This window comes from Sphingomonas horti (assembly GCF_009753715.1).
Lineage (GTDB): Bacteria > Pseudomonadota > Alphaproteobacteria > Sphingomonadales > Sphingomonadaceae > Sphingomonas_B > Sphingomonas_B horti.
Window position 1 is genome coordinate 56,478 of record NZ_WQMS01000001.1, and the last position, 26,828, is coordinate 83,305.

27 protein-coding genes and 1 tRNA gene are annotated in these 26,828 nt (G+C 69.5%); 5 read left to right on the forward strand and 23 right to left on the reverse strand.

The features are described 5' to 3' along the window. Positions 1 to 100: 100 nt before the first annotated feature. The 14 genes from GON01_RS16510 to GON01_RS00365 all read right to left on the reverse strand — a co-directional run bounded on the left by GON01_RS16510 (position 101) and on the right by GON01_RS00365 (position 12,232). Positions 101 to 1,147 carry a Glu/Leu/Phe/Val family dehydrogenase gene (locus GON01_RS16510; RefSeq protein WP_181600140.1) on the reverse strand — a complete coding sequence of 349 codons (1,047 nt, stop codon included), beginning with the start codon at positions 1,145 to 1,147 and terminating at the stop codon, positions 101 to 103. Positions 1,148 to 1,175: 28 nt separating this feature from the next. Further along, positions 1,176 to 1,252: transfer RNA gene (locus GON01_RS00305), tRNA-His, on the reverse strand. 83 nt (positions 1,253 to 1,335) lie between these two features. Then, positions 1,336 to 1,941, reverse strand: a complete 606-nt coding sequence (gene gspN, locus GON01_RS00310) for a type II secretion system protein N (protein ID WP_157024982.1) — start codon at positions 1,939 to 1,941, stop codon at positions 1,336 to 1,338. Then, positions 1,941 to 2,408 (reverse strand): type II secretion system protein GspM, encoded by a 468-nt coding sequence (gene gspM, locus GON01_RS00315; protein WP_157024983.1) that lies wholly within the window; start codon positions 2,406 to 2,408, stop codon positions 1,941 to 1,943. The genes gspN and gspM overlap by 1 nt, the downstream gene beginning before the upstream one ends. Next, positions 2,405 to 3,436 (reverse strand): type II secretion system protein GspL, encoded by a 1,032-nt coding sequence (gene gspL / locus GON01_RS00320; protein ID WP_157024984.1) that lies wholly within the window; start codon positions 3,434 to 3,436, stop codon positions 2,405 to 2,407. Before gspL ends, gspM begins: the two co-directional genes overlap by 4 nt. Further along, positions 3,433 to 4,404, reverse strand: a complete 972-nt coding sequence (gene gspK, locus GON01_RS00325; RefSeq protein ID WP_157024985.1) for a type II secretion system minor pseudopilin GspK — start codon at positions 4,402 to 4,404, stop codon at positions 3,433 to 3,435. Before gspK ends, gspL begins: the two co-directional genes overlap by 4 nt. Further along, positions 4,401 to 5,015: a type II secretion system minor pseudopilin GspJ gene (gene gspJ, locus GON01_RS00330; protein ID WP_408640887.1), complete on the reverse strand. Its 615-nt coding sequence runs from the start codon at positions 5,013 to 5,015 to the stop codon at positions 4,401 to 4,403. The genes gspK and gspJ overlap by 4 nt, the downstream gene beginning before the upstream one ends. A 38-nt stretch (positions 5,016 to 5,053) precedes the next feature. Then, positions 5,054 to 5,413, reverse strand: a complete 360-nt coding sequence (gene gspI / locus GON01_RS00335) for a type II secretion system minor pseudopilin GspI (protein ID WP_309503656.1) — start codon at positions 5,411 to 5,413, stop codon at positions 5,054 to 5,056. Further along, positions 5,400 to 5,849 carry a GspH/FimT family pseudopilin gene (locus GON01_RS00340; protein WP_309503768.1) on the reverse strand — a complete coding sequence of 150 codons (450 nt, stop codon included), beginning with the start codon at positions 5,847 to 5,849 and terminating at the stop codon, positions 5,400 to 5,402. Before GON01_RS00340 ends, gspI begins: the two co-directional genes overlap by 14 nt. A 61-nt stretch (positions 5,850 to 5,910) precedes the next feature. Then, positions 5,911 to 6,420, reverse strand: a complete 510-nt coding sequence (gspG, locus tag GON01_RS00345) for a type II secretion system major pseudopilin GspG (protein ID WP_157024989.1) — start codon at positions 6,418 to 6,420, stop codon at positions 5,911 to 5,913. Beyond that, on the reverse strand, positions 6,420 to 7,637 hold the full coding sequence (gene gspF / locus GON01_RS00350) for a type II secretion system inner membrane protein GspF (RefSeq protein ID WP_157024990.1): 1,218 nt from the start codon (positions 7,635 to 7,637) through the stop codon (positions 6,420 to 6,422). The genes gspG and gspF overlap by 1 nt, the downstream gene beginning before the upstream one ends. Beyond that, entirely contained in the window at positions 7,630 to 9,186 is a 1,557-nt protein-coding gene (gene gspE, locus GON01_RS00355; RefSeq protein ID WP_157024991.1) for a type II secretion system ATPase GspE, read from the reverse strand. The genes gspF and gspE overlap by 8 nt, the downstream gene beginning before the upstream one ends. Continuing rightward, positions 9,183 to 11,396, reverse strand: coding sequence for a type II secretion system secretin GspD (gspD, locus tag GON01_RS00360; RefSeq protein WP_157024992.1), 2,214 nt, complete (start codon positions 11,394 to 11,396; stop codon positions 9,183 to 9,185). The genes gspE and gspD overlap by 4 nt, the downstream gene beginning before the upstream one ends. Beyond that, a complete protein-coding gene (locus tag GON01_RS00365; protein WP_157024993.1) occupies positions 11,393 to 12,232 on the reverse strand; it encodes a type II secretion system protein N in 840 nt (279 codons plus the stop codon). The genes gspD and GON01_RS00365 overlap by 4 nt, the downstream gene beginning before the upstream one ends. Positions 12,233 to 12,371: 139 nt before the next feature. On the opposite strand from GON01_RS00365, the gene GON01_RS00370 reads away from it, so the two are divergent. After that, on the forward strand, positions 12,372 to 13,013 hold the full coding sequence (locus tag GON01_RS00370) for a prolyl hydroxylase family protein (RefSeq protein ID WP_232328566.1): 642 nt from the start codon (positions 12,372 to 12,374) through the stop codon (positions 13,011 to 13,013). Positions 13,014 to 13,130: 117 nt separating this feature from the next. Here GON01_RS00370 and GON01_RS00375 read toward each other — a convergent pair whose 3' ends face one another. From GON01_RS00375 to GON01_RS00395, 5 genes are all read right to left on the reverse strand, one after another. Continuing rightward, positions 13,131 to 13,808, reverse strand: a complete 678-nt coding sequence (locus tag GON01_RS00375; RefSeq protein WP_157024994.1) for a PEPxxWA-CTERM sorting domain-containing protein — start codon at positions 13,806 to 13,808, stop codon at positions 13,131 to 13,133. 223 nt (positions 13,809 to 14,031) lie between these two features. Next, complete coding sequence (locus tag GON01_RS00380; RefSeq protein WP_181600142.1) at positions 14,032 to 14,706, reverse strand: PEPxxWA-CTERM sorting domain-containing protein; 675 nt, start codon at positions 14,704 to 14,706, stop codon at positions 14,032 to 14,034. A gap of 145 nt (positions 14,707 to 14,851) precedes the next feature. Next, positions 14,852 to 15,637 carry a LysR family transcriptional regulator gene (locus GON01_RS00385; protein ID WP_157024995.1) on the reverse strand — a complete coding sequence of 262 codons (786 nt, stop codon included), beginning with the start codon at positions 15,635 to 15,637 and terminating at the stop codon, positions 14,852 to 14,854. Beyond that, on the reverse strand, positions 15,634 to 16,032 hold the full coding sequence (gene apaG / locus GON01_RS00390) for a Co2+/Mg2+ efflux protein ApaG (protein ID WP_181600143.1): 399 nt from the start codon (positions 16,030 to 16,032) through the stop codon (positions 15,634 to 15,636). The genes GON01_RS00385 and apaG overlap by 4 nt, the downstream gene beginning before the upstream one ends. After that, positions 16,029 to 17,234 carry a trans-sulfuration enzyme family protein gene (locus tag GON01_RS00395; protein WP_157024996.1) on the reverse strand — a complete coding sequence of 402 codons (1,206 nt, stop codon included), beginning with the start codon at positions 17,232 to 17,234 and terminating at the stop codon, positions 16,029 to 16,031. Before GON01_RS00395 ends, apaG begins: the two co-directional genes overlap by 4 nt. 52 nt (positions 17,235 to 17,286) lie before the next feature. Between GON01_RS00395 and GON01_RS00400 the strand changes: the two genes are divergently transcribed. After that, the gene (locus GON01_RS00400; protein ID WP_181600144.1) at positions 17,287 to 18,504 is read left to right on the forward strand and encodes a glycosyltransferase family 39 protein; all 1,218 of its coding nucleotides are present in this window, start codon (positions 17,287 to 17,289) and stop codon (positions 18,502 to 18,504) included. Here the strand turns inward: GON01_RS00400 and GON01_RS00405 are convergent. The 4 genes from GON01_RS00405 to uvrC form a co-directional block, all read right to left on the reverse strand. Beyond that, a complete protein-coding gene (locus tag GON01_RS00405) occupies positions 18,501 to 19,598 on the reverse strand; it encodes a glycosyltransferase (protein WP_408640888.1) in 1,098 nt (365 codons plus the stop codon). The genes GON01_RS00400 and GON01_RS00405 overlap by 4 nt on opposite strands. Continuing rightward, positions 19,595 to 20,638 carry a 3-isopropylmalate dehydrogenase gene (leuB, locus tag GON01_RS00410; protein ID WP_157024999.1) on the reverse strand — a complete coding sequence of 348 codons (1,044 nt, stop codon included), beginning with the start codon at positions 20,636 to 20,638 and terminating at the stop codon, positions 19,595 to 19,597. The genes GON01_RS00405 and leuB overlap by 4 nt, the downstream gene beginning before the upstream one ends. A 77-nt stretch (positions 20,639 to 20,715) precedes the next feature. After that, complete coding sequence (recO, locus tag GON01_RS00415; protein WP_157025000.1) at positions 20,716 to 21,300, reverse strand: DNA repair protein RecO; 585 nt, start codon at positions 21,298 to 21,300, stop codon at positions 20,716 to 20,718. Between the two features lie 27 nt (positions 21,301 to 21,327). After that, complete coding sequence (gene uvrC / locus GON01_RS00420; protein ID WP_157025001.1) at positions 21,328 to 23,250, reverse strand: excinuclease ABC subunit UvrC; 1,923 nt, start codon at positions 23,248 to 23,250, stop codon at positions 21,328 to 21,330. Positions 23,251 to 23,308: 58 nt separating this feature from the next. On the opposite strand from uvrC, the gene GON01_RS00425 reads away from it, so the two are divergent. The 3 genes from GON01_RS00425 to GON01_RS00435 are packed head-to-tail and all read left to right on the forward strand — an operon-like array spanning position 23,309 to position 26,805. Next, positions 23,309 to 24,028 carry an SDR family oxidoreductase gene (locus tag GON01_RS00425; protein ID WP_157025002.1) on the forward strand — a complete coding sequence of 240 codons (720 nt, stop codon included), beginning with the start codon at positions 23,309 to 23,311 and terminating at the stop codon, positions 24,026 to 24,028. Further along, the gene (locus tag GON01_RS00430) at positions 24,029 to 25,228 is read left to right on the forward strand and encodes a CoA transferase (RefSeq protein WP_157025003.1); all 1,200 of its coding nucleotides are present in this window, start codon (positions 24,029 to 24,031) and stop codon (positions 25,226 to 25,228) included. After that, complete coding sequence (locus GON01_RS00435) at positions 25,225 to 26,805, forward strand: acyl-CoA dehydrogenase family protein (RefSeq protein WP_157025004.1); 1,581 nt, start codon at positions 25,225 to 25,227, stop codon at positions 26,803 to 26,805. The genes GON01_RS00430 and GON01_RS00435 overlap by 4 nt, the downstream gene beginning before the upstream one ends. Positions 26,806 to 26,828: the final 23 nt, after the last annotated feature.

Sequence of the window (26,828 nt, forward strand, 5' to 3'; positions counted from 1 at the left end):
CGGGCTATGTAGCGACGGCGGACGCCAAGCGGAAGCTAGGGAATAGTCCTTAGTCGCCCTTCGACTGCGCCAGGCTCCGCGCGGGCCAAGCGGCTGGGCGTCACCCCCGCCCGATCAGCCGTTGGGCGATGCGGTCCGCAACGCGGGCGGCGGGGTCGCCGGTCTCCGCGCTCTCGGTCCAGACCTGCTCCAGCCGGTCCGGAATCAGGCGGATGCGCGAGCGGACTTCCGCCTCGTCGCCGCGGCCGAGATATTCGAGGCCGACATTGATGATGCCGCCGGCGTTGATCACGTAATCGGGCGCGAACAGGATGCCGCGCGCGTGGATGCGGTCGCCGTCCTCCGGCGTCGCAAGCTGGTTGTTCGCGCCGCCCGCCACCACCGGCGCCTTCAGCGCGGCGATGCTCTGCTCGGTCAGCACGGCGCCCAGCGCGTTCGGGCTGATCACGTCCGCCTCGACGCCCAGGATCTCGTCCGCCTCGACCGCGCTGGCGCCGAGCTCCTTCGCCAGCGCCGCCGCACGGGCGCCGTTGACGTCCGCCAGCGTCAGCTTCGCGCCTTCCTCTGCCAGGAAGCGCGCCAGCCGACCGCCGACGCTGCCCAGCCCCTGCACCGCGACATGGACGCCGCTGACGCTGTCCTTGCCGAGGCCGCGCTTGACCGCGGCCTTCACGCCCAGGAACACGCCATAGGCAGTGAACGGCCCCGGATCGCCGCCGGCGCTGCCCTCCGCGACCGGAAGGCCGGAAACGAACTTGGTCGCCTTCGATATCGCGACCATGTCGTCGGTCGAGATGCCGACGTCCTCCGCGGTCACGTAGCGGCCGCCCAGCGAATCCACGGCCTTGCCGAACGCCTGCAGTAGCGAGGCCGTCTTGGTGCCGGCGGCGTCGGCCAGGATCACGCCCTTGCCGCCGCCAAGCGGAAGGCCCGCCATCGCGTTCTTGTAGCTCATGCCACGCGACAGGCGCAGCGCGTCGGTCAGCGCGTCGACGCGGTTCGGATAGTGCCAGAAGCGCACGCCGCCCATCGCGGGCCCAAGCACCGTCGAATGGACCGCGACGATCGCGGTCAGGCCGCTCGCGCGGTCGCGGAACAGGTGTACGCCTTCATGGTCGTCGAAATCGGGAAGGTCCCAGGCTGTCACGGAGAAACCCCTGAACTTGCTACAAAAATGGGGCGATCGACGGGGATTGAACCCGCAACCTCTGGTACCACAAACCAGCGCTCTAACCAATTGAGCTACGATCGCCGTGACGGCGGAAACCGCGGCCGCGCACATAGGGGCGCGGGTGCCGGGGCGTCAACCTGTATTCCCTGCGCGCCGACGGGACGTCAGCGCCGGCTGGTACCGACCTGCCAGCGGCCGTCGCCGAAGATGCGCAGCTCGATCCGCGCTCCCGCCGGCGCGACGACGAACGGCAGCAGCGCCGCGCCCCGATCGCAGCGCAGGGCGGCGGACACGCTGGCCGGGAAGCCGGCGCCCCCGGCCAGGTTCGCCCGCACCATCCCCTCCGCCCGATCGCACTGGCCGTCCCGGAAGCGCAGCGTCACGTCGGTCAGCTCGACCGATGTCGCCGGAAGGGCATCAAGCGACACCTCGAGCGGGATCAGGCCGGTCGCGCCTTCGATCGCGCGGCGGTTGCGGGACAGGATCAGCGTGCCCGACAACCGGTCCGCGGCTGCAGTCGGGCGGGACAATTCAAGGTGGAGGCCGCCGGTCAACAGCGGCAGCGGCAGCACGCGCGCCCCAACGTCGCCGATCAGGGCGGGGCCGATCCGCGCTTCCCTGAGCGTGCCGGACCAGATGCTGCCAGTCGCTTCGCGCGCGGCGATGCCGCTTCCCGCCAGCACCAGCCGCAGCGGCAGGAAAACGACCAGCGCCACCACGAACAGGGCTGCGAACAGCACCACGCGGCGCATCGGCAGGCGCACGCGCATCAGCGCCCTTCCGCCAGCGTCGCGTCGACCGCGAGCGTCGGATCGGCGTTGGCGCGCGCGGACAATTGCTCGACGGCGATGCCGCGCGCTTCAAGCGCCGCGATCCAGGCGAAGACCGGCGCCGGGCGCGCCGAGGCGATCGACACCGCCACCCGACGATCGCCACGCGATGTCACGATCGCGTTCGCGAAGCCCGCATCGGCGGCGGATCGGGTGACGACGCTCGCCAGCGGCGCGGACAGAGACAGGACCGGGGCTCGCTTGAAAGCCGCCGCCGCGACGCGGGCCTCGGCGAGGCGCACCACCGCCTGCTGATGCCGGTCGCGGGCGCGCGAGCGGGCATCCTCGATCGGGCGATAGAGGCCGAGCCAGAGGATCGTGACTGCGAGGAGCGCGAACATGACCAGCAGCAGCCGCTGCTCGCGGACGGAACGCTGGCGCCACCAGTCGAGGAACTGCGCCTTCATCGCCCGCCGATCCTGAATTCGCCGCGGATACGCCCGTTCTCACCGGTGAAAGGCGTCGCCTCAACGGTCAGGCCGGACGCGCGGATTCGGTTCCGCAGCGCCTCCGCCTCGGCCGCGCCGGGCGCCAGCACGGTCGCGCGGAGCAGCCCATCGCTGTCGTAGGTCAGGCTCGCCAGCTCGACGTTGGGCACGGCCTGCACCGCCGCGACCAGGGCGCCGGCCGCCGCGCTGAAGCCGGCGCCGTGCGGTCCAAGGCGTGCGGGTCCGGCGGCGGGGGCGAGCGTCTGCGCCTCGGCATCAAGACGGTCGGCGGCGAAGCCGTAACGGACGGTCTGGACGATCCCGGTCAGCAGCGTCACAGCGACGATCGCGCCGGCCAGCAGCGCCAGTCGCCGGGCCAGCGACCAATCGAGCTGGAAGCGCCGCCGCCTGGCGAAAGCGCCCTGGCGCAGGTCCAGCTCCGGCGCGTCCAGCGCGGCCAGCACCAGCGGCTCGGCATCGAAATCCTCGACCGCCGCGTCGCCGACCAGCAGCTCGGTCAGCCCGGCTTCCTCTGCGAAAGCGGCGCTCCTGCCGCGGAGCACCGTCTCCGCCCCGATTCGCGTCCGCGCGAAGCCGCTGTCCGGGCGCGGCAGCAGCAAGGCGGCGGGCAGGATCGCGTCGGGATCGACGCCATGCGCCTGGAGGGATTCGAGCCAGGCGGCGATCCGGCCATTGCCGATGATGGCGACGGTGCGGTCCACCCCGTCCGGCCGGCCGACCGCAACGTGCTGGGTCTCGATCGGCGCGACGCTGGTTTCGGCCGCCAGCAGGCGCGCGGCGGTGCGCGCCTGCGCGGTCGCAAGACTGCCGAGCTCCGCGACGTGGATCGTCATCGCCTCCGCCGGCGCGATCGCGACGATCCGGTCGGGAAGGTCCGGCGGCAGCGGCGTCTCGGCATTGGCGCGCGACGTCACGCCGCCATCGTCCGCGATCCACCAGCCGGCGAGCCGGTCATCCGGGGCGATGAAGAGGATCAGCGTGCTCACATCCCCCCTCCCCAGCTTCGCCGCACCAGCCGCGCCGGCGGTACGCTCGCATCGATCAGCGCGGTTTCCACGACCTCGCTATCGCCCAGCCGGACGCGAAGATCGAGCGCGAACCAGCGCGTGCGCACGCCCGTCTGCGCCTCTATGTCGCCGCCCGGCGCGATACCGGCAAGCGAGGAGGTGCGCCAGAAGGCATAGCCGCTGTCATAGCCTGCGGCCGGGCGGCCGATCATCAGCGCGCGGGCGCGGTCCGGCGAGAGCTTGTCGGGCAGCAGCATGGACAAGAGGGGCGCCTGCTCCGGCGTGAGCGTGTTGACGTTGATCGGCGAGAGCTCGGTCGTTGGAAGCGCGCAGATCCAAGGCTTCAGCCGTTCGTAGATAGCGGGCGTGACGCCGGCAACGGCGCGCAACTCGCTTGCGTCCGCGACCAGGGTGTTGGCGGTCTTGTACGGCACCGGGCCGCCCGCATAGGCGGCGTCCTCCGCGCCCTGCGGGAGGGGAAAGCCGTCGCTGTCGATCCAGTCGGCGAGCGAGGCGGCCACGCGTACCGCCTCACCCTCGCCGATGCCGAGGATCCGCATCAGCGCCTCGAACTGGGCGATGCCGGCGGGCCGGGCCATCAGCCGCTGCCCCGCCTGGCCGGTCACCACGCTGTTGAGGTTGAAGCAATTGCCGCCGTCGCGGACGGTCACGCTCGCCGCGCCGCCGGGGAGCGGCAGCCCGGTCTCGCGCCCCGCCCAGCCGAGCGGCGTGCGGGCCGGATCGGATTCGACCAGCGTCGTGATCCGGTTGGCGGCGATCTCTTCGGCAGCGAGCGCATAGGCGCGCGCCTGGTCGATGGCGCCGGCATTGGCGGCGATGCGCGTCGACAGCCTCAGCCGCTCCAGCGCCGCGGCCGACAGCACCGCCATCACCGAGACGAGCATCAGCACCGTCAGCAGCGCGGCTCCCTGCTCGCCCCGCTTCATGCCCCCGGTCCCACCAGGAAGACGTAGCGCATCGCGGGACCGCGGATCGGCTGCACGATCATCTCGATGGCGCGCGGCAGCAGGTCGGGGCGGATCGGGTCCCACACGTCGCGCCAGCCGTCCTTCGAGCGATATCGGAGCGTGACCGAGGCGATGCCATCCACCAGGGTTGCGGGCGGATCGGGCGCGGCACCGTCAAGCATCGGCCAGGTCCGGCGGGTCAGCCGCCCCCCTTCGACCGCGTAGGCGACTTTCTGCAGCGACGCGCGCGTGCTGTCCTCAAGCGGATCGACGCCGGCGCGCACCAGCGTGAAGCCGGCGGGAGAGCCGTCGAACGCCTGGACCGGGTCGCCCGCCGGGTTGCGCGTCGTCCGCGGCACCGCCTGGGCGGCATCGGCGGCAATCAGCGCCTCGACCCGCCGTTCGGACGCCATCGCCTCCAGCCGGGTCCTGGTCGCGTCCTGCGCATCGACGCTGAAGCGCAGCAGCCCGACGCCGGCCGCCGCGATCATGCCGAAGATCAGCAGCGCGACGAGCATTTCGACGAGGGTGAATCCGTTCCCCCAGAGGCGATCCTGTGCTCCGGCGAAGGCCGGAGCCCCGTGTGGCAAGGCTCCGGCCTCCGTCGGCGCACGGGGCGTCATACGCCTCATGTCGCGGGCCGCACGATCGTCAGCGTGGACGGCGCGCGACTGGTCGCCACGCTGATGTCGATCCGCACCAGCCGCTCGTCGGGCGTGCGGCTGGTCACGCGCGACCAGCGCCACGTCCGGCCGCCGTTCACCGCCTCGCCGCTGGCGGCGCCGACCGGCGGCGGGGCGGGATCGGACAGAGTCTCGGCGGCGAGGTTGCGCGCAACGAGCTGGGCGAGCATGCGCTCGTCGAGCTCGCCGGTCTGGCGCACCGTCGCCCCTTCGAGCCGCAGCAAGGCCAGCGCGGCGAGGCTGAACACCGCGAGCGCGACGAGCATCTCCAGCAGCGTGAAGCCGCGCTCGTCACGTGCCGACACGGACGCCTCCATCCACCGCGATCGCGACGCGGACCCGCTCGCCGCCCCGCGTCAGCGTGATCGAGGCCGGCGCGCTCGGCTGGCCCGTGGCATCGAAGGCGGTGCGGATCGTTCCGCCCTGTCCGACCAGTGCCGTCGTGCCGCGGCTCCAGGGCCGGGAACGGAATTCGCTGTCCGGAATCGGCGCCCAGGCACCGCCTTTGCGCTGATCGAACGCATAGCCCTGCGCCGTCACCCGGACCGCGACCGGCAGTCCCTGAAGAATGGCGAGATCGCGCGCGGCGACGGTGCGCGCGGCAAACCGCTCCGCCTCATGCGACAGGCGGCCGCGCGGGTCCGGCATCGCGACGATCACCCCCGTCGCGACCAGCCCCATGATCGCGAGCACGATCATCAGCTCGATCAGGGTGAAGCCATTTTCGCGCGGGCGCGAAATTGCCCCGGCGGAGGCCGGATCTCTGGACGCTGCGCTCCGGCCTTGGCCGGAGCACTCGGTCCTACTGCCAATTGCCGATATCGGCATTCTCGCCCTCGCCGCCTTCCTTGTCATCGGCGCCGTAGGAGAAGACGTCGAACGCGCCGTGCTGGCCGGGATAGATGTAGCGGTACGGGTGCCCCCAGGGATCGTTGGGCAGCCGCTTGACATAGCCGCCCTGGTGGTAGCGCTGCGGCTGGGCGGTCCCCGGCGGCGGCGCGACCAGCGCCTGCAGCCCCTCGGTGGTCGACGGATAGGTGAGGTTGTCGAGCCGGTACATCTCCAGCGCCTGTTCCAGCGTCGCGATATCGGTCTTCGCCTTGGCCGCATTGCCCTTGCCGAGCGCGGGCAGCACGTTGATCGCGACAATCGTCGCGAGCAGGCCGAGGATGACGATCACGACCATCAGCTCGACAAGGGTGAAGCCCTCCTCGACACCCCGACGAAGGCCGGGGCCCACCTTCTGATCGTCGGCAAAAGGGGGAGAAGGTAGGGCCCGGCTTTCGCCGGGATGACGGAAGAATCTGAACATCACGCGCCTGCCAGGGTTTCGAGCTGAAGGATGGGGAGAAGAATCGAGAGCACGATGGTCGCGACCAGGCCGCCCATCACGACGATGATCGCCGGCTCCAGCAGCGACAGCGCGGCAGCGGTGAAGCTGTCGAACTCGCGCTCTAGATAGTCGGCGGCGCGCTCCAGCATCGCGTCGAGCCGCCCGGACGCCTCGCCGCTGGCGGCCAGATAGACGAGCAAGGGCGGGAACACGCCCGCGCGGCGGAGCGCGGCGGACAGGCTGCCGCCGCCGCGGATTGCGTCGACGATGTCCTCGGACGCGGCGCGGAGCGCGCGGTTGCGGATCGTCGCGGTGGTCAGCGCGACGCCTTCGAGCAGCGGCAGGCGGGACGAGACCATCGTCGCCAGCGTCCGCGCCATGCGCGCGGCGTGGAGATCGCGGACCAGCCGCCCGACCAGGGGCCAGCGCAGCAGCCAGGCGTCGAAGCGCAGCCGCGCCTTTGGGTCCTGCAGCGCGCGCCAGGTGGCCAGCCCGATGGCCGTCACCGCGATTAGCATCGCCCACCACCAATGGACCAGCAGGCCGGAGACGCCGATGACGAGGCGAGTGAGCAGCGGCAATTGCTGGCCGACCGTCTCGAATTGCTCGACCACCTTCGGCACCACGAACATCATCAACGCGGCGACAACGAACAGCGCGACCAGCGCCAGCACCGCCGGATAGGCCATCGCCGTCAGCACCTTGGCGCGCACCTGGGCCTGGCGCTCCAGCAGGTCGGCGAGACGCCCGAGGATCACCGGCAGCGTGCCCGAACTTTCGCCGGCGCTGACCATCGCGCGATAGAGGGCGGGAAAGCTTTTCGGCTCGCGCGCCATCGCCTCCGACATGCGGCGGCCTTCCAGCACGCCGGCATGGACCGCGCCGGTGATCGCGCGCACGTGCGGCTTTTCGGTCTGGCGGGAGATGGTGCGGAGCGCTTCCTCGATCGGGGTGACCTGCACCAGAGTGGCAAGCTGGCGGGTGAAAAGCGTCAGCTCCTTCGCCGTCAGCTTGCGCGGGCCGAAGGCGAGCAGGGATTTCGCCGACGCCGGCGCGCCCGATCCCGGCTCGATCCGGACGACGTACAGCTTGCGGCTGTCGAGCCGCGCGCGCGCGTCCTCGATCGAGGGAGCCGCCACCGATCCCCGCCGCTCGCCCCCGCGCGTGTCGATCGCGAGATAGTCGAAGTCAGGCATCCACCTGCTCCCGACGGGTGATCCGGACGGCCTCCTCCGGCGTCGTCTCGCCGGTGGCAACGAGCGCCCGCGCGGCGGCCGCCAGGCTGGGTGCACGGGCGAAGGCGTGGCGCGCGATCGCGGCTTCGTCGGCATTCTCGTTGATCAGGCGGCGGACGATGTCGTCGACCCGTACCGCCTCGAACACGCCGACGCGGCCACGGAAGCCGGTCTGGCCGCACGCCTCGCAACCGGCGGGCTCGTACACGGTCGCGCCCGGCTGAAGCCCCAGCAGCCGCGCCGCCTGCTCGCCGGCCGGCTCGGCCCGCCGGCATTCGGGGCAGAGGCGCCGCACCAGACGCTGGGCGATCACCGCCCGCAGCGTCGAGGCGAGCAGGAACGGCTCGACCTTCACGTCGCGCATCCGCGTGATCGCGCCCACCGCATCGTTGGTGTGGACGGTCGAGAGCACCAGATGCCCGGTCAACGACGCCTGCACCGCGATCTCGGCGGTCTCGCGGTCGCGGATTTCGCCCACCATCACAACGTCCGGGTCCTGGCGCAGGATCGCGCGCAGCCCGGCAGCAAAGGTCAGGCCGACCTTGGGGTTCACCTGGGTCTGGCCAACGCCGTCGATCGCATATTCGACCGGGTCTTCGACGGTCAGGATGTTGCGCGCGCCGTCGTTCAGCAGGCGGAGACTCGCATACAGCGTTGTCGTCTTGCCCGATCCTGTCGGCCCGGTGACGAGGATGATGCCGTTGGGCTCGGCGAGCGCCTCGTGCAGCACCGCCTCGGCGGTCTCCGACAGGCCGAGCGCGGCGAGATCGAAGCCGGCATTCTCCTTGTCGAGGATGCGCAGCACCACGCGTTCGCCGACACGGCTGGGCAAGGTCGAGACGCGGACGTCCAGCAGCTTCCCGCCGAGCGTTAGCGAGATGCGCCCGTCCTGCGGCACGCGCCGCTCGGCAATGTCGAGACGGGCCATCACCTTGATGCGGCTCACCAGCACCGGGGCGACATGCGCGGGCATGCGCAGCGTCTCGCGCAGCACGCCGTCGATGCGCATGCGGACGATCAGCCAGGTCTCGTACGGCTCGACATGGATATCGGACACGCCCTGCCGCACCGCGTCGGCAATGATGCCGTTGATCAGCCGGATCGCGGGCGCGTCGTCGGAGGAATCGAGCAGGTCGTCGGCGGTCGGCAGGTCGCCCGCGATCAGCGCGAGATCGTCACCGAGGCCGAGCGACCCCGCCGCCGCGGCCGCCGCTTCGCCGCCGAACGCGTAGCGGTCGGACAGGAGCTTGTCGAAAGCGTCCGCGGGGACGGTCTCGACCGCCATCGGCTGGCCGAGGTGCCGGCGCACTTCGAGCAGCGCGCGCGGGTCGCTGCCTTCGCGCAGCGCGGCGCGGAAGCGCTCGCCGTCCGGCTCCAGCAGCACGACGCCGAACTTGCGCGCGAAGGCGTAGGGGACACTGATGATGGGGATCGCGCTACCGCCGTGCTCCAGCGAAGGCCGGAGCTCAGCAGTTCCGGCCTGCGCCGGAACACTGTGGAATTCGCTCATTTCCTGCGCTCGCGGGGCGGCCGCGTTGGCTGGATCGTCGTCGTCGAGCGGTGCACCTCGGGCGTGATCACCTGCGGCGGGGCCAGCGGCGGCGGCGTGCTGCCGGGCAGGTCGACCGGCGGGACCGGCGGCGCCGCGCCCATATATTCGCGGACCAGTTCGTCGATGCTCGGCTCCTGATCCGGCCGCTGCAGCAGCTGCCGCTCGCGAACATAGCCGTAGCGGCGCTCGGCCAGCGCGCGCGCATCGGCGGCGGAGCGCAGGATGGTCGGGCGGATGAACACCATCAGGTTGGTCTTCATCCGCGATTTGGAGCGGGACTTGAACAGCTCGCCCAGCAGCGGAATGTCGCTCAGCAGCGGAATCCGCTCGAGCGTGCGCCGCTCATTGTCGTCCAGCAGCCCGCCCAGCGCGATGATCTCGCCATTGTCGACGGTCACCGTCGTCTCGATCTCGCGCTTGTTGAGGATCAGCTCGCTATTGTCATTGGAGACCGGGCCCGCGATCGAGCTGACTTCCTGCCTCAACGCCAGCTTGATCGCGCCGCCTTCGTTGATCTGTGGGCGCACCTGCAGCTGGATGCCGACATTCTCGCGCTGGACGGTGCGGAAGGCGTTGTCGAAGTTGTTCGACAGCGCCTGCCCGGTGGTGATCGGAATCTCCTGCCCGACCAGGATTCGCGCTTCCTGATTGTCGAGCGTCATGATCGACGGCGTGGACAGGATGTTGGAGGTGCTGTCCGATCGGACCGCGTTGATGATCGCGCCGAAAATGCCGTCGCGGCCGAGATTGGTCGCGAATCCGCCGATGCCGCCGGTCGCGTTCAGGATCGAGTTGACCGCTGCCTGGGCGAGTTGATCCGAGGCGGGGCTGCTGGTGCTGGTCGTCGTGATATTGCCGTTGGTGACGGTCGTCTGCCGGTCGAGCTGCCGTGCCCCGACCGCGCCGGCGATGGTCAGGATATTGGGCGCGGCGTTCGAGTAATTGGTGACGGCGAACGGAATGTCGCTGCCCGGCTCGCCGCCGAGCAGGAATTGCACGCCCAGCCGTTTCGCCAGGCTGTCGGAAATCTCGACGATGATCGCCTCGACCAGCACCTGATCGCGGCGCACGTCGAGCTGGCGGATCACTTCGCCCAGCGTGCGCTGGGTCTCCGGATTGGCGGCGATGATGATCGCGTTGGCGCCTTCGAAGCGGGTGACGATCGCCTGGCTGCGGCCGATGATGCTCTCGCCGGTCGGCGCCGCCGCCGCGGCGGACGGAACCGGCTCGGGCGCGTTGACGATCGGCGGCTCGGTGACGGTGTTCGCTCCCATCCGCCCCGCGCGCGGGTTGACCGGGGTCAGGCCACGCGGCGCAGCAGGCTGGGTGACGGGCTGCCCGGTCAGCTGCTGGAGCACCGGCAGCAGCAGCTCGGCGTCCGCATTCTGCAGCCAATAGACGCGAACTTCGGTGCCGTTCGCGGCACGCGTGTCAAGGTCGCGCGCGATCGCCGCCAGCCGGGCGACCGTGCCCGGATCGCCGCGCAGCACGATCGAGTTGGAGCTGTCGACGGCGACGATGCTTGCGGCCGCACCCGGGCCGCCCTGCCCGCCCGGCGCACCGCCGACCAATTGCCCAAGCGACTGGGCGACCTCGCGCGCCCCGGCGTTCTTCAGCGGCACCAGGGTCGTCGCGGCGCTGTCCTGATCGATCCGGCGCAGCACTTCGCGGACGCGGCGGACATTGTCGCCGAAATCGACCACGACCAGCGAATTGCCGGCGCGGTTGGCGGTCACCGATCCCTGCGGGCTGACCAGCGGCCGCACCGTCTCCACGGCGCTCGGCGCATCGATCGACCGCAGGCGGAAAATCTCGGTCACCAGCGCATTCGAGGCGCCAGGCGTCCCGACCCGGCTCGGCTGGGTGGCGGCACCTTCGAGCGGCTGGACGCGAAACGCTCCCCCGGGCGCCGGCACCGCGACCAGGCCGTTGGCGCGCAGTGTCGACAGGAACACCTCGAAATATTCGGAGCGGCTGAGCGGCCGGTCGGTGACGACCGAGACTTTCCCCTGCACGCGCTGGTCGATGATGAAGGTGCGGCCGGTCACCTTCGCCGCATCCTGGATGAAGGCGCGGATATCGGCGTCGCGGACGTTCAGCGAATATTGCGCGGCGGCGGGGCCGGCTGCGGCCAGCACGATGGCGGGAAGAAGGAACTGACGCATCATTGTCCTGAAATGCTGATCGCGATGGGGACGACCTGCGCCCCGCGCTCGACCGCGACCGAGAGCGTGCCGCCTTGGGCGAGACCGGCCGCGGCGCGCCGGAGGTCATCGAGCCCGCCAACCGGGCGGCCGGCGATCTGTACGACCACATCGCCCGGCTGGAGCCCCAAGCGCGCAAGGAAACTGGGATCGCCGCGCGGCATCAGGCCGGTCACACGGCCGCCGGCCTGCCGCGGCGCAAGGGTCAGCTGCGACTGGAGCTGCGCGAGCGTCACCGCTCCGCCGGTGGCTGCCGCGGGCGCCGGGGCGCTCAGCAGCGTGACGTTCGCCGGCACCGGTGCGACAGGTGCCGCGACCGGCGCTTCCCCCGACTGGTCGAGATAGAGCGTCTCGTCCCGCCCGTCATGCGCGATCACGACATTGTCGTAGCCAACCGATTTCAGGACGACACCCGGCTGAATCGCCTCGCCGACCGAATAGCTGGTCTGGACATTGTCCGCCTCCGCGATGATCGCCGAGCCGAGGCCGGTCGCTTCGTTGACGCGGACGCCGAACAGCTTCAGCTGCAGTGACGTAACGAGCGTCGGGCCGCCGGCATCGCCCATCCTGAAGAAGGGATCGAAGCCGCTCGCCAGCACCGCGCGCCCGCGCTCTGCGTCCGGGCCCTGAGCAGGCCGCCAGTCGCCAAGCGGGCCGATCGGCGTGACGAGGGCCCAGAACAACCGCGCGCACTGCACCGCAAGCAGGATGAGCAGCACGAGCTCGGTCAGGCTCAACAGGCTGGAATGCGGCAGGCGGCGGAGCAATCGCCAGCTGCGCGGATCGATCGCGAGACGCATTCACTCCCCCCGGTGCCCGACGCTGCGGGCGAAAGACGCTCCTGCCTGCCTTCGTGACACCTTCGGGCCACGGAGTCACGCTTGACGCGCCACGCCCAAGCATCGCACTTCGCTCGGATTATACGGGGTCAGGAGCCGCATGGACAATCCTTTCGACCAGATGGTCATCGACAGCATGATGGCGCAGCCGGGCATCCAGCGCGTGCCGAGCCCGAAGCTGACCCTGTTCGTCAGGCGCGGCTTTCTGGACGGGGGCGAATGCGCGGCGATCATCGAGCGGATCGACCGCAATCGCCGGCCATCGACGCTGGCCAATTACAATGGCGACGCGGCCTTTCGCACCAGCGAGACCTGCGACCTCGACGGCGACGACCCGGTGGTCCGCGCGCTCGACGAGAAGATCGCCGCGTTCAGCCGGCTGGACCTCGCCTATGGCGAGCCGATGCAGGGGCAGCGCTACGAAGTCGGCCAGGAGTTCAAGGCGCATACCGACTATTTCGAGCCGCAGGGCGTCGATTACGAGAAATACACCAGCGTCGCCGGCCAGCGCACCTGGACAGTGATGATCTACCTGAACGACGTGGAGGCGGGCGGCGCCACCCGCTTCAAGGCGATCGACAAGATGGTGCAGCCCGAGGCCGGCAAATTGCTCGCCTGGAACAACCGCCGCCCCGACGGCAGCGTCAATCCCTCCACCATCCACCACGCGATGAAGGTGCGCGCCGGGCAGAAATACGTCGTGACCAAATGGTTTCGGGAACGGCCCTGGGGCTGGGCCTAGAGCCGGACGGGATTAGGGATTATCCTGATCCCATCAGGCTGTAGGACAATCTACCTTCTAAGGATAACAAAAAAGGGCGGCCGAGGCCGCCCTTTTCCTTTGCGATGGCGGCGATCCTCACGCGAGGACGCTGCGCACGCGGTTGCTGCGGCGGGCAACGCCGCCGACCAGGCCGAAGCCCGCGATCATCATCGCCCAGGTCGCCGGCTCCGGAACGGTCGGCGCGAAGGTGATGCCCTGCAGCGACGAACCGTCGAGGACGCCGAAGGTGCCCTTCTGGAACGACACCGCGTTGGTGCGGAAGATGTAAGTCGCGCTGTTCTCGGTCCCGATCAGGCCGTTGGCGCCCGAACCCTGGAAATTGACCTCGATGACGGTTCCGCTGAAGCCGCGATTGGCGCGCGTGGTCGAACCGCCCGGGTTGTTGACCGCCTTGAAGGCGCCCGCGGCGTCGGGGTCGCCGGCGCTCACTAGAGCGTCGACCAGCCAGTTGTCATAGGCAGCGACGGTGAACTTAGTGATCTCGTGATCGTTGCCGCTCGCGTTCGAGCCGACACCGGTCCGCTCGACCTGATAGTAGAAGTCCAGCGTGCCGGACGTGTTGCGATACACGGCCGAACGGAAGATCGCGGCAAAGGTGAGAGCCTGTCCCTGCACTTCGCTGAACGCCAGGCGCGTACCCTGCGTCTGGAAATCGAACGGCGAGAAAGACTGGTTCTGGGCGCCCGGCAGCAGGACAGTGGCCTGGGCGGGCATCGCCACCAGGGCGGCGGCGCAAAGCAACAACTTCTTCATTACAAAACCCCCTTACGCATAAGCAAAATAGGGCGGACAGCCCCGGACTCTCTGTTTTTCTTGGCGACCCGACTAGCCGCGCCGGTCAGGGCGCGAAAGTGCTAAATCGGCGTTAACCAATCCCGATCTGGCACATATCCGTAACGATCGCAACAAACGGCCCTTCGCGCGGACAAAAAAAGGGCGGCCGAAGCCGCCCTTCTCATTTGCGAACGCAGGGGGTTCAGGCGAGCGCGCGGCGCGGACGCCGGCTGCGCCGGGTCGCGAAGCCGACCAGCCCGAAGCCGCCCAGCATCATCGCCCAGGTCGCCGGTTCCGGGACCGTCGGCGCGAAGGTCGGGCCTTGCAGCGCCGAACCGTCGATCACGCCGAATGTGCCGGACGTGAAGCTGACCGCGTTCGTGCGAAAGATGTAGGTCGTGCTGTTCTCGGTCCCGACCAGATTGTTCGAGCCGAAATTGACGCCGACCACATTGCCGTCGAACGAGCGGTTCGCACTCGAGGTGAACGTGCCGGGATTGCCCGCGGCCAGGAAGCCGCCGGCGCCGTCGAAATCGGAACCGTCGCGGAAAGCGAAGGTCGTGAAGCCCCCGAAGTTCGCGGCGGTAAACGACTGGATCGGATTGCTCGAATTGGTGCCCGCGCCGGTGCGCTCCACCTGATAATAGAAGTCCAGCGTCCCGCTGGTGTTCCGATAGACCGCCGAGCGGAACGTCGTGGCGAACGTGAGCGCAACGCCCGACGTTTGGCTATAGGCCAAGAGCGTGCCACGGGTTGAGGCGCTGAACAGGTCTATGGTCGCGCCGGGGCCGCCGATGCCGTCACCCGGAAAAACCTGCGCAGCATAGGCCGGCATCGCCGCCAGAATGCCCGCTGCAATGAAAGCAAACTTCTTCATTGGAACCCCCTTCCAAAAATCGTCACAACTGCGACGCTGTCTCGTCCTCTTAGAAGGCTTCTATTCGGAGGCACCATAACCTGGATTCGCGATTCCGCAAAGCGGTTAATGCACTCTTAACCTTTCTCAAAATGAGACGCTTTGCTCAGGCGACCAGATGTTCCACCAGCCGCTTCACCTTGGCCTGACGCCATTGCGGCGTGGGCGCGAAAACCCAATAGCCGAGCCCCTGGTCGACCCGCTCGCCGACGCCGCGCAGCGTGCCCGATTCGAGGTCGCCGCGGACCAGCAGCTCCGGCACCAGCGCGCGGCCGAGGCCCCGCGCGGCGGCGTCGATCGCCAACCCCGCATCGGCGACCCGGGCGATCGGATCGGGGGCCGCGTGGCCCGGCCAGGCGATCCAGCGCTCGCTTTCCCCGGTCGGGCCGGCGACCTTGCAGAAATCGGTCCCGCCAACGCGCACGCCTTCATGCTCGCCCTTGTCCACCATCAGGCGGATCGCGAGGTCCAGATTGGCCTCGGTGAAGTCGATCGGCTCGTCCGCCGCGATCAGGTGGAAGCGCAGCTCCGGATCCGCTTCGGCGATCGCGGCGAGCCGCGCCGCCAGCCAGCGCGCGGTCAGGTCGCGCGGCGCGGCGATCGTCAGCACCTTGGACGACTGGCCGGCCTGCATCGCGCGGACCGCATCCTCGAAGCACAGGAAGCCGTGGCGCAGCGCCTCCAGCCCGGCCTCTCCCTCGGGCGTCAGCTCCAGCCCGCGCGCGGTGCGGCGGAACAGCACCACGCCCAGCGTGTCCTCCAGCGCGCGTATCTGCTGGCCGACCGCGGCCGGCGTCACCGCCAGCTCGTCGGCGGCACGGGTGAACGACAGGTGGCGCGCCGCGGCATCGAGCACGCGCAGCCCGTTCAGCGGCAGGTGCGTGCGCTTCATGCCTGCACCGCCGGCGCGACCAGCGGGAAGCGGGGAATGGCGATGTCGAACATCGACCCGTCCTCGCCGATCATCCGGTAGCTGCCGCGCATCTGCCCGGTCGGCGTCGAGAGCGGACAGCCGGAGACATAGTCATAGGATTCGCCCGGCGCGATCACCGGCTGCTCCCCGACCACGCCTTCGCCCTGGACCTCGTGGCGCACGCCGCGGCCGTCGCTGATGATCCAGTGGCGCGTGAGCAGTTGCACCGTCATCCGCCCTTCGTTCTCGATGCGGATGTGATAGGCCCAGAACCAGCGCCCCCGGTCCGGGTCGGATTGCTCGGGCAGGTAGCTGACCGACACCCGCACGGTCACGCCGCGGGTGGTCAGCGCATGGGGAAAAAGCGCCTTCACAGCCCTGCCGCGGCCAACGCCCGGTCAAGATCGTCGATCAGATCGGCGGGGTCTTCCAGCCCGACGTTCAGCCGCAGCATGCCTTCGGTGATACCCATCGAATCGCGCACCTCCTCGCTGACGCCCATATGGGTGGTCGACGAAGGGTGCGTCATCAGCGAGCGCGAGTCACCGATGTTGTTCGAGATGTCGACCAGCTCCAGCCCGTCAAGCAGCGCGTGCGCCTGGACGCGATCGCGGACGTAGAAGGATAGGATGGTGCCGCCGGCCGCCATCTGCCGCATCGCGAGATCGTGCTGGGGGTGGCTGGCAAGCGCGGGATAGAGGACGCGCGGCACCCGATCTTCGAGGAAGCGCGCGACCTGCAGCGCGTTGCGGCACTGTCGCTCCGCGCGGATGTCGAGCGTCTCCAGCCCCTTCAGCACCAGCCAGGCATTGAACGGCGACAGTGTCGGGCCGGTGTTGCGCACGAACGGCAGCAGCACGTCGTTCACGAACGCCTCGCTGCCGCAGACGGCGCCCGCCAGCACGCGCCCCTGCCCGTCCATCAGCTTGGTCGCCGAATAGGCGACGACGTCGGCGCCGAACTCCATCGGCCGCTGCAGGGCCGATGTCGCGAACGCATTGTCGACGACCGTCACGATGCCTCGTGCCCTGGCGATGCCGCACACCGCCGCGAGGTCGACGATCTCGAGCGTCGGATTGGCGGGCGTTTCGAAGAAGAAGGTCTTGGTGTTGGGCCGGATCGCCCGCTCCCACCCTTCGGTGTCCGAGCCGTCGACGATCGTCGCCTCGATCCCGAAGCGCGGCAGCAGGCTGTCGGTCAGCCAGCGGCACGACCCAAACATCGTCCGCGCCGCGACCAGATGGTCGCCGGCCGAAAGCTGGCACAGCAGGGCCGCCGTCATCGCCGCCATGCCGCTGGCCATCGTCCGCGCGGCCTCGGCGCCTTCGAGCAGCGCTATCCGCTGCTCCAGCATTTCGACGGTCGGGTTCTGCAGCCGGCTGTAGGTCATGCCCTGCTGCTCGCCAGTGAACCGCGCCGCCGCCTGGCCGGCGGAGTCGTAGGCATAGCCCGACGTCATGAAGATCGCCTCCGACGTCTCGCCGAATTCGGAGCGCGCGGTTCCGCCGCGCACTGCCTGCGTGGCCGGCCGCCACTTGCCGGTGATGCCGCGATCCTGCCCTGTACGCCTCTTCATGCGCCACGCTTTGCAGGCTAGGGGTGCGGAGCGTCAACCGCACGGGGGCAATATGAAATCTTGGGTGGCATGGCTGGAACGCTTTACTCCCGTGCAGATGGCGTTGCTGCTCGCGCTCGTCGCCGAGCTGCTGTTCGCCGTGCATGTCGGCCAGCCCAACAAGCTGATGTTCGACGAAATCTACTACGTTCCCGCCGGCCGCGATGTGTTCGGCATGATCGCGCCCGCCAATGAAGAGCATCCGCTGTTCGCCAAATGGCTGATCGGACTGTCGACCGCGTTGTTCGGGGACAATCCGGTCGGCTGGCGGGCGCTCGGCACGGTTGCGGGCACGGCAACGGTGGTGGCGATCTACGCGATCGCGCTGCGCTTGTCCGGCGAGGTGCGGACTGCGGCCACCGCCGCGGTGCTGGCGATGCTGAACCAGATGCTGTTCATCCAGGCGCGGATCGCGACGCTGGACGTGTTCGCGGGCGCTTTCCTGTTCGCGGCGATCGCCGTGCTCGCCTGGGGCTATGGCGGCACGCGCCGCTGGCTGGTCGGCGCCGGACTCTGCATCGGGCTGGCGGTCGGCTGCAAGTGGAGCACGCTGCCGTTCGCGGCCCTGCTGGGACTCGCGGTGCTGTGGGGCTGGCGGCGGCAATGGCTGCGCGCCGCCGTCACCTTCGGCCTTGCCGCCCTGCTTGCCTATTTCGCGACCTTCGCGCCGGCGCTGTTCTACGCGACGAGTCCGCTGAAGCTCGACCAGCTCTTCGCCTGGCAAGCTCATATGTACGACCTGCAGACGCGGCCGCTCGCCCATCACACCTACCAGAGCACGCCCTGGCAATGGCCGCTGATCACGCGGCCGATCTGGTATCTGTACGAGCCGGTCGAAGGCGTGCAGCGCGGCGTGCTGCTGGTCGGCAACCCGGCGATCATGTGGGGCGGGCTCGTCGCCCTCGCCGCCTGCCTGTGGGACGGGCTGAAGGAGCGGAAGGCCGGGCTGCTGATCCCGGCCGCCCTCTACATCTTCGCGCAGGGTATCTGGATCGCGATCCCGAAGAAGATCGGCTTCTATTACTATTATTATTTCCCCGGTCTGTTCCTGACGCTGCTGCTGGCCGCGGCGTTCCATCATTATTACCGGCGCGAGGACCGCTGGCTGCCGGCCACCTTCATTGCGCTCAGCTTCGGCCTGTTCGTCTATTTCTACCCGATCATCTCGGCCGCGCCGCTGCCCAACGACCGCGCGTTCGAGCATTGGATGTGGCTGTCGACCTGGCCTTAATATCGTCCCCAGGTGAAGCGGGATGAAAGCGCGTAGTTCCACACCGCCGCGACCATGATGCCGGCCAGAGCCGACACGGTCGCGTAGGCATAGCGCTCCTCGAACAGGAAGGCGGCGACGCCGACGTTGGCCAGCGCGCCGACCGAACAGACCGCGCAGAAGCTCAGCCAGCCGCGAAGCAGGGCGCGAGTGCCGTGCAGCCGCCGGTCGCGATAGGTCAGCGCGTTGTTCAGGAAGAAGTTGAAGGTCATCGCGCCCAAGGTCGCGGTCGCCTGGGCGGGCAGGAAGCCGAATCCGGCCAGGCCGTAGGTCAGCCCCAGCAGGGCCATGTGCACGACCACGCCGATCGCGCCGATCACCGCAAACATCGCGAAGCGCGTCGGCACGTAGCGGCCGAACACGCGATCATAGAGCGCGAGCAGGAATTCCAGCGCGACGACATGGTCGAGCTTCGATTCGCCGACCTCGCGCCGGTGGAATTGCAGCGGCACTTCCGCGAATACCAGCGGGCGTCGAGCCGCGGTCAACAGGTCCAGCAGGATCTTGAAGCCGATGCCGGACAGGCGCGGCGCCAGCTCACGGAAGCGCCCGGCGCGTATCATGAAGAAGCCGCTCAGCGGATCGCTCAACTCCGCCTTCAGCACCAGCTGCGCGATGCGGTTGGCGGTTTCCGACTTGGCGAGCCGCTCCCGCTCCCAATCGCCGGTGCCGCCGCCTTCGGCGAAGCGCGAGGCGATCGCCAGGTCGAGGTCCGGATCGGCGGCCAAGGCCGCTTCCAGCCGGATCAGCACGGCGGGATCGTGCTGGAGATCGGCGTCCATCACGGCGATCAGCGGCGCGCCGGTCGCCAGCATCCCTTCGATGCAGGCGGACGAGAGCCCGCGCCGGCCGATCCGCTCGATCACGCGGATGCGGCGGTCCTGCCGGGCCAGATCGCGGAGGATGCGCGCCGTGCCGTCCGGGCTGGCGTCGTCGACGAACACCGCTTCCCACGCCCGGCCGGCAAGGGCGACATCGAGGCGTCGCACCAGCTCGGCAACGTTCCCGGCCTCGTTGAAGGTCGGGATCACGACCGCCAGTTCGAGCGATTTCACAAGCAAGCGAGCACCCGGTCGGCCATCGCGCGCGTCGACAGCGTGCCACCCAGATCGGACGTGCGCGCGCCTTCCGCCAGCGCCCGCGCGACTGCCGATTCGATCCGCTCGGCCGCGCCCGGCTGCCCCAGCGAATGGCGCAGCATCATTGCCGCCGACAGGATCGCCGCCAGCGGGTTGGCCCTGCCCTGCCCGGCAATGTCGGGTGCGCTGCCGTGGATCGGCTCGTACAGGCCCTTGCCGCCTTCGCCGAGCGCGGCCGAAGGCAGCAGCCCGATCGAGCCGACGCAGGCCGATGCCTGGTCCGACAGGATGTCGCCGAACAGGTTACCGGTGACGATCGTGTCGAACGCCTGCGGGTTCAGCACCAGCTGCATCGCGGCATTGTCGACATACATATGGCTGAGCGCCACGTCCGGGTAATCGGCCGAGACCTCGATCACCACTTCCCGCCACAGCTGCGACGTCTCCAGCACATTGGCCTTGTCGATCGAGCAGAGCCGCCGCTGCCGCCGGCGCGCGGTCTCGAAGCCGGCGCGCGCGATCCGCGCCACCTCGGCCTCGTCGTATCGCATCATGTCATAGCCTTCGCGCAGCCCTGCGCCGGTCGTACGCCGGCCGCGCGGGTCGCCGAAATAGACGTCGCCGGTCAGCTCGCGCACAATCATCAGGTCGATTCCGCCCGCAACCTCCGGCTTCAGCGCGGATTCGCCGACCAGCTCCGGAAAGGCCCTGGCCGGTCGCAGGTTGGCGAACAGGCCCAGCTCCTTGCGCAGGCCCAGGATAGCCTGCTCCGGCCTCAGCGCGCGCGGCAGGCCGTCGCAATCCGGATCGCCGACCGCGCCGAACAGGATCGCGTCCGCGCGCCGCGCGAGACCGAGCGTTTCGGGCGGCAGCGGATGGCCTTGCGCCTTGTACGCCGCGCCGCCGACCCTCCCTTCCTCGAAGCTGAGCCCGAGCCCCAGAGCCTGCAGCACGCGCACCGCCTCGGCCGTGACTTCCGGCCCGATTCCGTCGCCCGGGAAAACAGCTACTAGCATTCGAGCCCTTCCGTCATCCCGGCCCTGAGCCGGGATCCACTTCCTTGAGCCGCACTGGAGAGAAGCTAGGCCCTGGGTCAAGCCCGGGGTGACGCGTGCGCGCGATTGAGCCTTTCCACCAGCCGCTCACGGGCCGCCATCACATCCAGCTTGCGGCCGGCGAACAGGTGGGCTTCCAGTGCCCGGCCGTTGGCGCGCAGATCATCGCCCGGCACTTCGCCATAGCCGAGCTCCGCCAGCAGCAATTGTTCGAACCGCAACAGTCCGGCGATCCAGCCGCGCGCGCTCGGCGCGTGCTCGACGGCGTCGAGGAGCCCGCCCAGTCCCTCATAGAGGCGCGGATAAGGCTGGCCCTCCGGCAGCGCCGCCGCGACCAGTGCCGTCATCCATTCGATCGCCGCCGCCGGCAGCGGCTCGCTCAGCAGAGGCGCGCGGCTGTGCGCCAGCTCCACCGTCGCGGCCGCGAGCTGCTCCTCGACGCGCGCGCGGAACTCCGCCTCGACCAGGTTGCCGGGAACCAGCACAGGCCGCAGCCGCCGCGACCGCCCCCCGCGCACATAGCCCGCCTGCAGCCCGTCCCGCGGCGTCAGCGCCCGCACGATCGCGCCATGCTCCCCATGCGCGCGGACAGCGACGACGATTGCGGGGGTGGTGATCAGCATCGAAAGCTATGGGTGGTGCCCATCCGCTCACCGCGCATGATAAAAGTCATAGACCTGCTGCGCCACCGACCGGCTTACCCCCGGCGCCTTCTGCAAATCTTCCAGGCTGGCCGAGCGCACCGCCTTCGCGGTCCCGAAATGCATCAGCAGCGCCTTTTTCCGCGCGGGTCCGATGCCGGGCACTTCGTCGAGCGAGCTGACGCCGATCGCCTTGGCGCGCTTCTGCCGGTGCGCACCGATCGCGAAGCGGTGCGCCTCGTCGCGCAGGCGCTGCAGGTAGAACAGCACCGGCGAGTTGACCGGCAACGTCAGCTCGCGCCCGTCCATCAGGTGGAACACCTCGCGCCCCTCGCGGCCGTGATGCGGCCCCTTGGCGACCCCGACCAGCGCGACGTCCTCGACGCCGATCTCCTCCAGCGTCTGCATCGCGGCGTTGAGCTGCCCGCGCCCGCCGTCGATCAGCACCAGGTCCGGCCAGTCGCCGCCCTCGCGATCCGGATCCTCGCTCTTGGCGCGGGCAAAGCGGCGTTCGAACACTTCGCGCATCATCGCGAAATCATCGCCCGGCGCCGTCTCGGGCCGCCTGATATTGAACTTGCGATAGCTGTTCTTGCGGAACCCTTCGGGCCCCGCGACTACCATCGCGCCCAGCGCATGGGTGCCCATGATATGCGAGTTGTCGAACACCTCGATGCGGTCGGGCGGCCCATCCAGCTCGAACATGTCGGCGAGCTCCCGCAGGATCCTCGCCTGCGTCGTGCTCTCGGCCATGCGGCGTTCGAGCGCTTCCTCCGCATTGCGTTTCGCCTGCTCGATCAACCGCCGCCGGTCGCCTCGCTGGGGCTGCAAGATCGTCACTCGGCCCTTCGCCTGCTCGGCCAGCGCCTCGGCGATCAGCGATCCCTCGGCCAGCTCGCGGTCCAGCAGGATCGTGCGCGGCGGCGGCACTTCCTCGTAGAATTGCATCAGGAAGCTCGCGAACACCTCGTCCTCGCTGAGGTCCTCGGTGTGGGTCGGGAAGAAGCTGCGATGGCCCCAATTCTGGCCGCCGCGGATGAAGAAGCCCTGGATGCCCATCGTCCCGGCCTTGCAGGCGAGCGCGAAGATATCGGCGTCGCCCACGCCTTCCGCGTTGATCGCCTGGCTGCCCTGAATGAAGGTAAGCGCCTTCAGCCGGTCGCGATAGACGGCCGCCAGCTCAAAATCCATGGTCTCCGCCGCCTGCTGCATTGCCGCGCCCAGCTTCGCCTGCACCTGGGTCGACTTGCCGGCCAGGAACGCCTTGGCGTCGGCGACCAGCTCGGCATAGCCGGCCTCGTCGATCCGCCCGACGCACGGCGCCGAGCAGCGCTTGATCTGGTACAGCAGGCACGGCCGCGACCGGTTGGCGAAAAAGCTGTCGGAGCAGGACCGCAGCAGGAACAATTTCTGCAGCGCGTTCAGCGTCCGCGTCACCGATCCGGCGCTGGCGAACGGACCGTAATAATTACCCTTCGCCTTCTGCGCGCCGCGATGCTTCTGGATGCGCGGAAAGGCATGATCGGCACGCAGCAGGATGTAGGGAAAGCTTTTGTCGTCGCGCAGCAGCACATTGTAGGGCGGGCGGTAGCGCTTGATAAGCTGCGCCTCGAGCAGCAGCGCCTCGGCCTCGTTGTTGGTGGTGACGATCGTCATCGACCGGGTCTGCGCGACCATCCGCTGCAGCCGCTTCGACAGCCGCGCGACCTGCGTGTAGTTGGTCACCCGGTTCCTCAGCGCCCGCGCCTTGCCGACATACAGCACGTCGCCGCGCGCATCGTGCATCCGATAGACGCCCGGCCGCACCGGCAGCGTCTTCAGCACGTTGCGGATCGCCGCGACACCTTTCTCCAGATCGGGCGCATCGGCGCCGCGGACCGAATAGGTCGCGGTCTCCTCGTTGAAACGGTCGGGGCTTTGCGGACGGGACATGGGCGTGCCACAGTTAGGCATGGCCGGGCAGCCGGGCAACGATGATGAGGGGGACATCATGAGGATCAACGGAAAGACCGCGCTGGTGACCGGGGGCACCGACGGCATCGGGCTCGAAGTCGCGAAGCAGCTGAAGGAGCGCGGCGCGATCGTCGCCGTGTGCGGGCGCGATGCCGGCCGCCTCGCTTCCGCGCGCGACGCGGGCTTCCAGGCGATCGAGGCCGATCTGTCGACCAAAGCCGGCTGCGACCGGTTGGTCGAGGAGCTGAGCGGCGTGCCGCTAGACATCCTCGTCAACAATGCCGGCATGGGCGGCCCGTCCGACCTGCTCGGCGATTTCGACCTGGAGAGGACCGACAAGGCGATCTTCCTGAACCTGAACGCGCCGATGCACCTGATCGCGGCGTTCCTGCCGGCAATGCGCGAGCGGCCGGAAGCCGCGATCGTCAACGTGACCTCCGGCCTTGCGCTGGCGCCGCGCGCGGGCGGGCCGGTCTATTGCGCGACCAAGGCGGGGCTGCGCAGCTTCACCCAGGTGCTGCGCCATCAGCTCAGGAGCACACGGATCATTGTCACAGAGGCTTTGCCGCCGGTGGTGGAAACCCGCATGACCGAGCAGAACCCGCACAAGAAGATGTCCGCCCGCGATTGCGCAGCGGCGATCGTCGTCGCGATCGAGACGGGACAGGAGCAGGCGTTCATCGGCGCCACGAAGATCCTGCGCGCGGTCAGCGAGCTCTCCCCCGCCCTCGCCCGGCGGATCATGATCCGGTATTGAATGTACCCGTTGCTGTCCGGCCTCTCCGTTGTAGAAGCCTCGTCATTCGTCGCGGCGCCCACCGCCGGGCTCTACCTGGCGCAGATGGGCGCGGAAGTGATCCGGGTGGACCAGATCGGCGGCGGGCCGGATTTCCGCCGCTGGCCGCAGGCGCCAAACGGGGCCAGCCTCTATTGGGAGAATCTGAACCGCGCCAAGAAGTCGGTCGCGCTCGATCTCGGCCGAGCGGAAGGGCGCGAATTGCTCCAGGGGCTCGCCGCCGCGACCGGGCAATTGCTGACCAATTTCCCGGCCGACGGATTTCTTGCGCACGATCGTCTGGCGGAACGCCGCGCCGACCTCGTCACCGTCCGTGTGATGGGCACCGGCGATGGCGGTCCGGCGCTCGACTATACGGTCAACGCCGCGATCGGCCTGCCCTGGCTGACCGGCCCCGCCGCGCTCGGCGACGAACCGGTCAACCACGTGCTGCCCGCCTGGGACCTGCTGACCGGCGCCTATGCCGCCTTCGCGATGCTCGCCGCGATCCGGAACCGCGACACGACCGGCCGCGGCGGCGAAGTGCGCGTGCCGCTGCAGGACGTCGCGACTGGCAGCATCGCCAATCTGGGCATGATCGCGGAAGTGACGGCCACCGGCGCGAACCGCCCCCGCCTCGGCAACGCGGTGTTCGGCGCGTTCGGCCGCGACTTCGTCACCGCCGATGGCAAGCGGCTGATGCTGATGGCAATCACGCCCAGGCAGTGGAGCGGGCTCGTCGCCGTCCTGAACATTGGCTCGCGAATCGCTGAAATCGAAGCGGAACGAGGCGTCAGCTTCGCGCGCGACGAAGGGCTGCGATTCGAGCACCGGGAAGCATTGTTTCCGCTGGTCGAGCGTGCCGTCGCCGCCCGAAGCGCGGACGAATTGCTGCCGGAGCTGGAGCGGCACGGCTGCTGCTATGGCGCCTACCGCACCACGCTGGAGGCGGCCCAGGAGCCGGCCCTGGTCGCCGCCAATCCGATATTCGGCCTCGCGGCCAATCCCAGCGGCCTCGCCTACCCGGCTGCGGGCGCCTTTGCGACGATCCCCGACCAGCCGCGCGAACCCCCGCGCCCGGCCCCGACGCTTGGCGCCGATACCGACGCCGTGCTCGGCGACCGCCTCGGCCTTTCGTCCGCGGAACTCGGCCGGCTGCACGACCAGGGCGTGATCGCATGATCGGCGAGCTGGAGGACGCGCTCGGCGCCGCGCGCGCCTATGCCGCCCGCGCGCGCGAAGCCGTTCGCGCGCGCATCGCGGCCTCGTCGCTCGATGCCGAGCAGCGGGCAGCGCACGGCTATGCCTGGGTCGAAACCAGTATCGAGGCGCTGGCGGCGCTGCTCGACTGGGCAGGCGCGCTGCGTGACCAGGGCGCTCTCGGCGCGGGGGAGGAGCTGCTGCTCCGCATCGCGTTCGGCGAAACGCTGGCCCAGCTCGCCGGCGGGCTGCCCATGGGACAGAACGAGATCGTCCGCCCGTCGGACCTCGGCCTCGAGTCCTGCCCTTCCCATCCGCTCGCGATCACCGGCAACACAGCCGATACCCGCGCCGCGCTGATCGCCCATCTGCGGGATGGCGGCGCGATCGCGGATTCCTTCGGCGACGACACGCTCGACGCGATCCGCGACCAGTATCGCCGCTTCACGGACGCGCGCATCCTGCCGCACGCGCATGGCTGGCACCTCGCCGACGCGCTGATCCCCGACGAGACGATCGCCGAGATGGCCGCGCTCGGCACCTTCGGCGTGTGCATTCCGGAACGGTTCGGAGGCCTGGGCCTGGGCAAGCTCGTGATGTGCGTGGTGACCGAGGAACTGAGCCGCGGCTGGATCGGCGCCGGCTCGCTCGGCACCCGATCGGAGATCGCCGGCGAGCTGATCCTGTCGGGCGGCACCGAGGCGCAGCAGGCGCAGTGGCTGCCCGGCATCGCCAGCGGCGCGGTGCTGCCGACCGCCGTCTTCACCGAGCCCGACACCGGCTCCGACCTCGCCAGCCTTGCGACGCGCGCGGTGCGGACGGCGGATGGCTGGGCGATCCACGGCGCCAAGACCTGGATCACCCACGCCGCGCGCTCGGACCTGATGACCTTGCTGGCCCGGACGCGGCCAGACGTGCCGGGCCATGCCGGCCTGTCGATGCTGCTGGTGCCGAAACCGCGCGGGGGCGACGTCGATCCCTTCCCCGCGCCCGGCCTGACCGGCAGTGAGATCGCGGTGCTCGGCTATCGCGGCATGCGCGAATATGCACTGGCGTTCGACGGCATGGCGGCACCCGCCGACGCGCTGCTGGGCGGCGAGGAAGGCCAGGGCTTCAGGCAGCTGATGCGCACCTTCGAAGGCGCCCGTATCCAGACCGCCGCGCGCGCCGTCGGTGTCGCCCGCCGCGCGTTCGAGCTCGGCTGGGCCTATGCCGTCGACCGCCGGCAATTCGGCCGCCCGATCCTCGGTTTCCCGCGCGTCGCGGACAAGCTGGCAATAATGCTGGCCGACATCGTCAGCGCGCGCGAGCTGACCTACCGCGCCGCCCGCGCCAAGGATTCCGGCCGGCGCTGCGACATCGAGGCGGGCATGGCCAAGCTCCTCGCCGCCCGCACCGCCTGGGCCAATGCCGACGCCGCGCTGCAGATCCACGGCGGCAACGGCTATGCGCTGGAGTTCGAGATCAGCCGCATCCTCTGCGACGCACGCATCCTGAACATCTTCGAGGGCGCCGCGGAAATCCAGGCACAGGTGATCGCCCGCGGCAGGCTCGGCTAGCTAGGTCCGGTGCAGACTGCGCG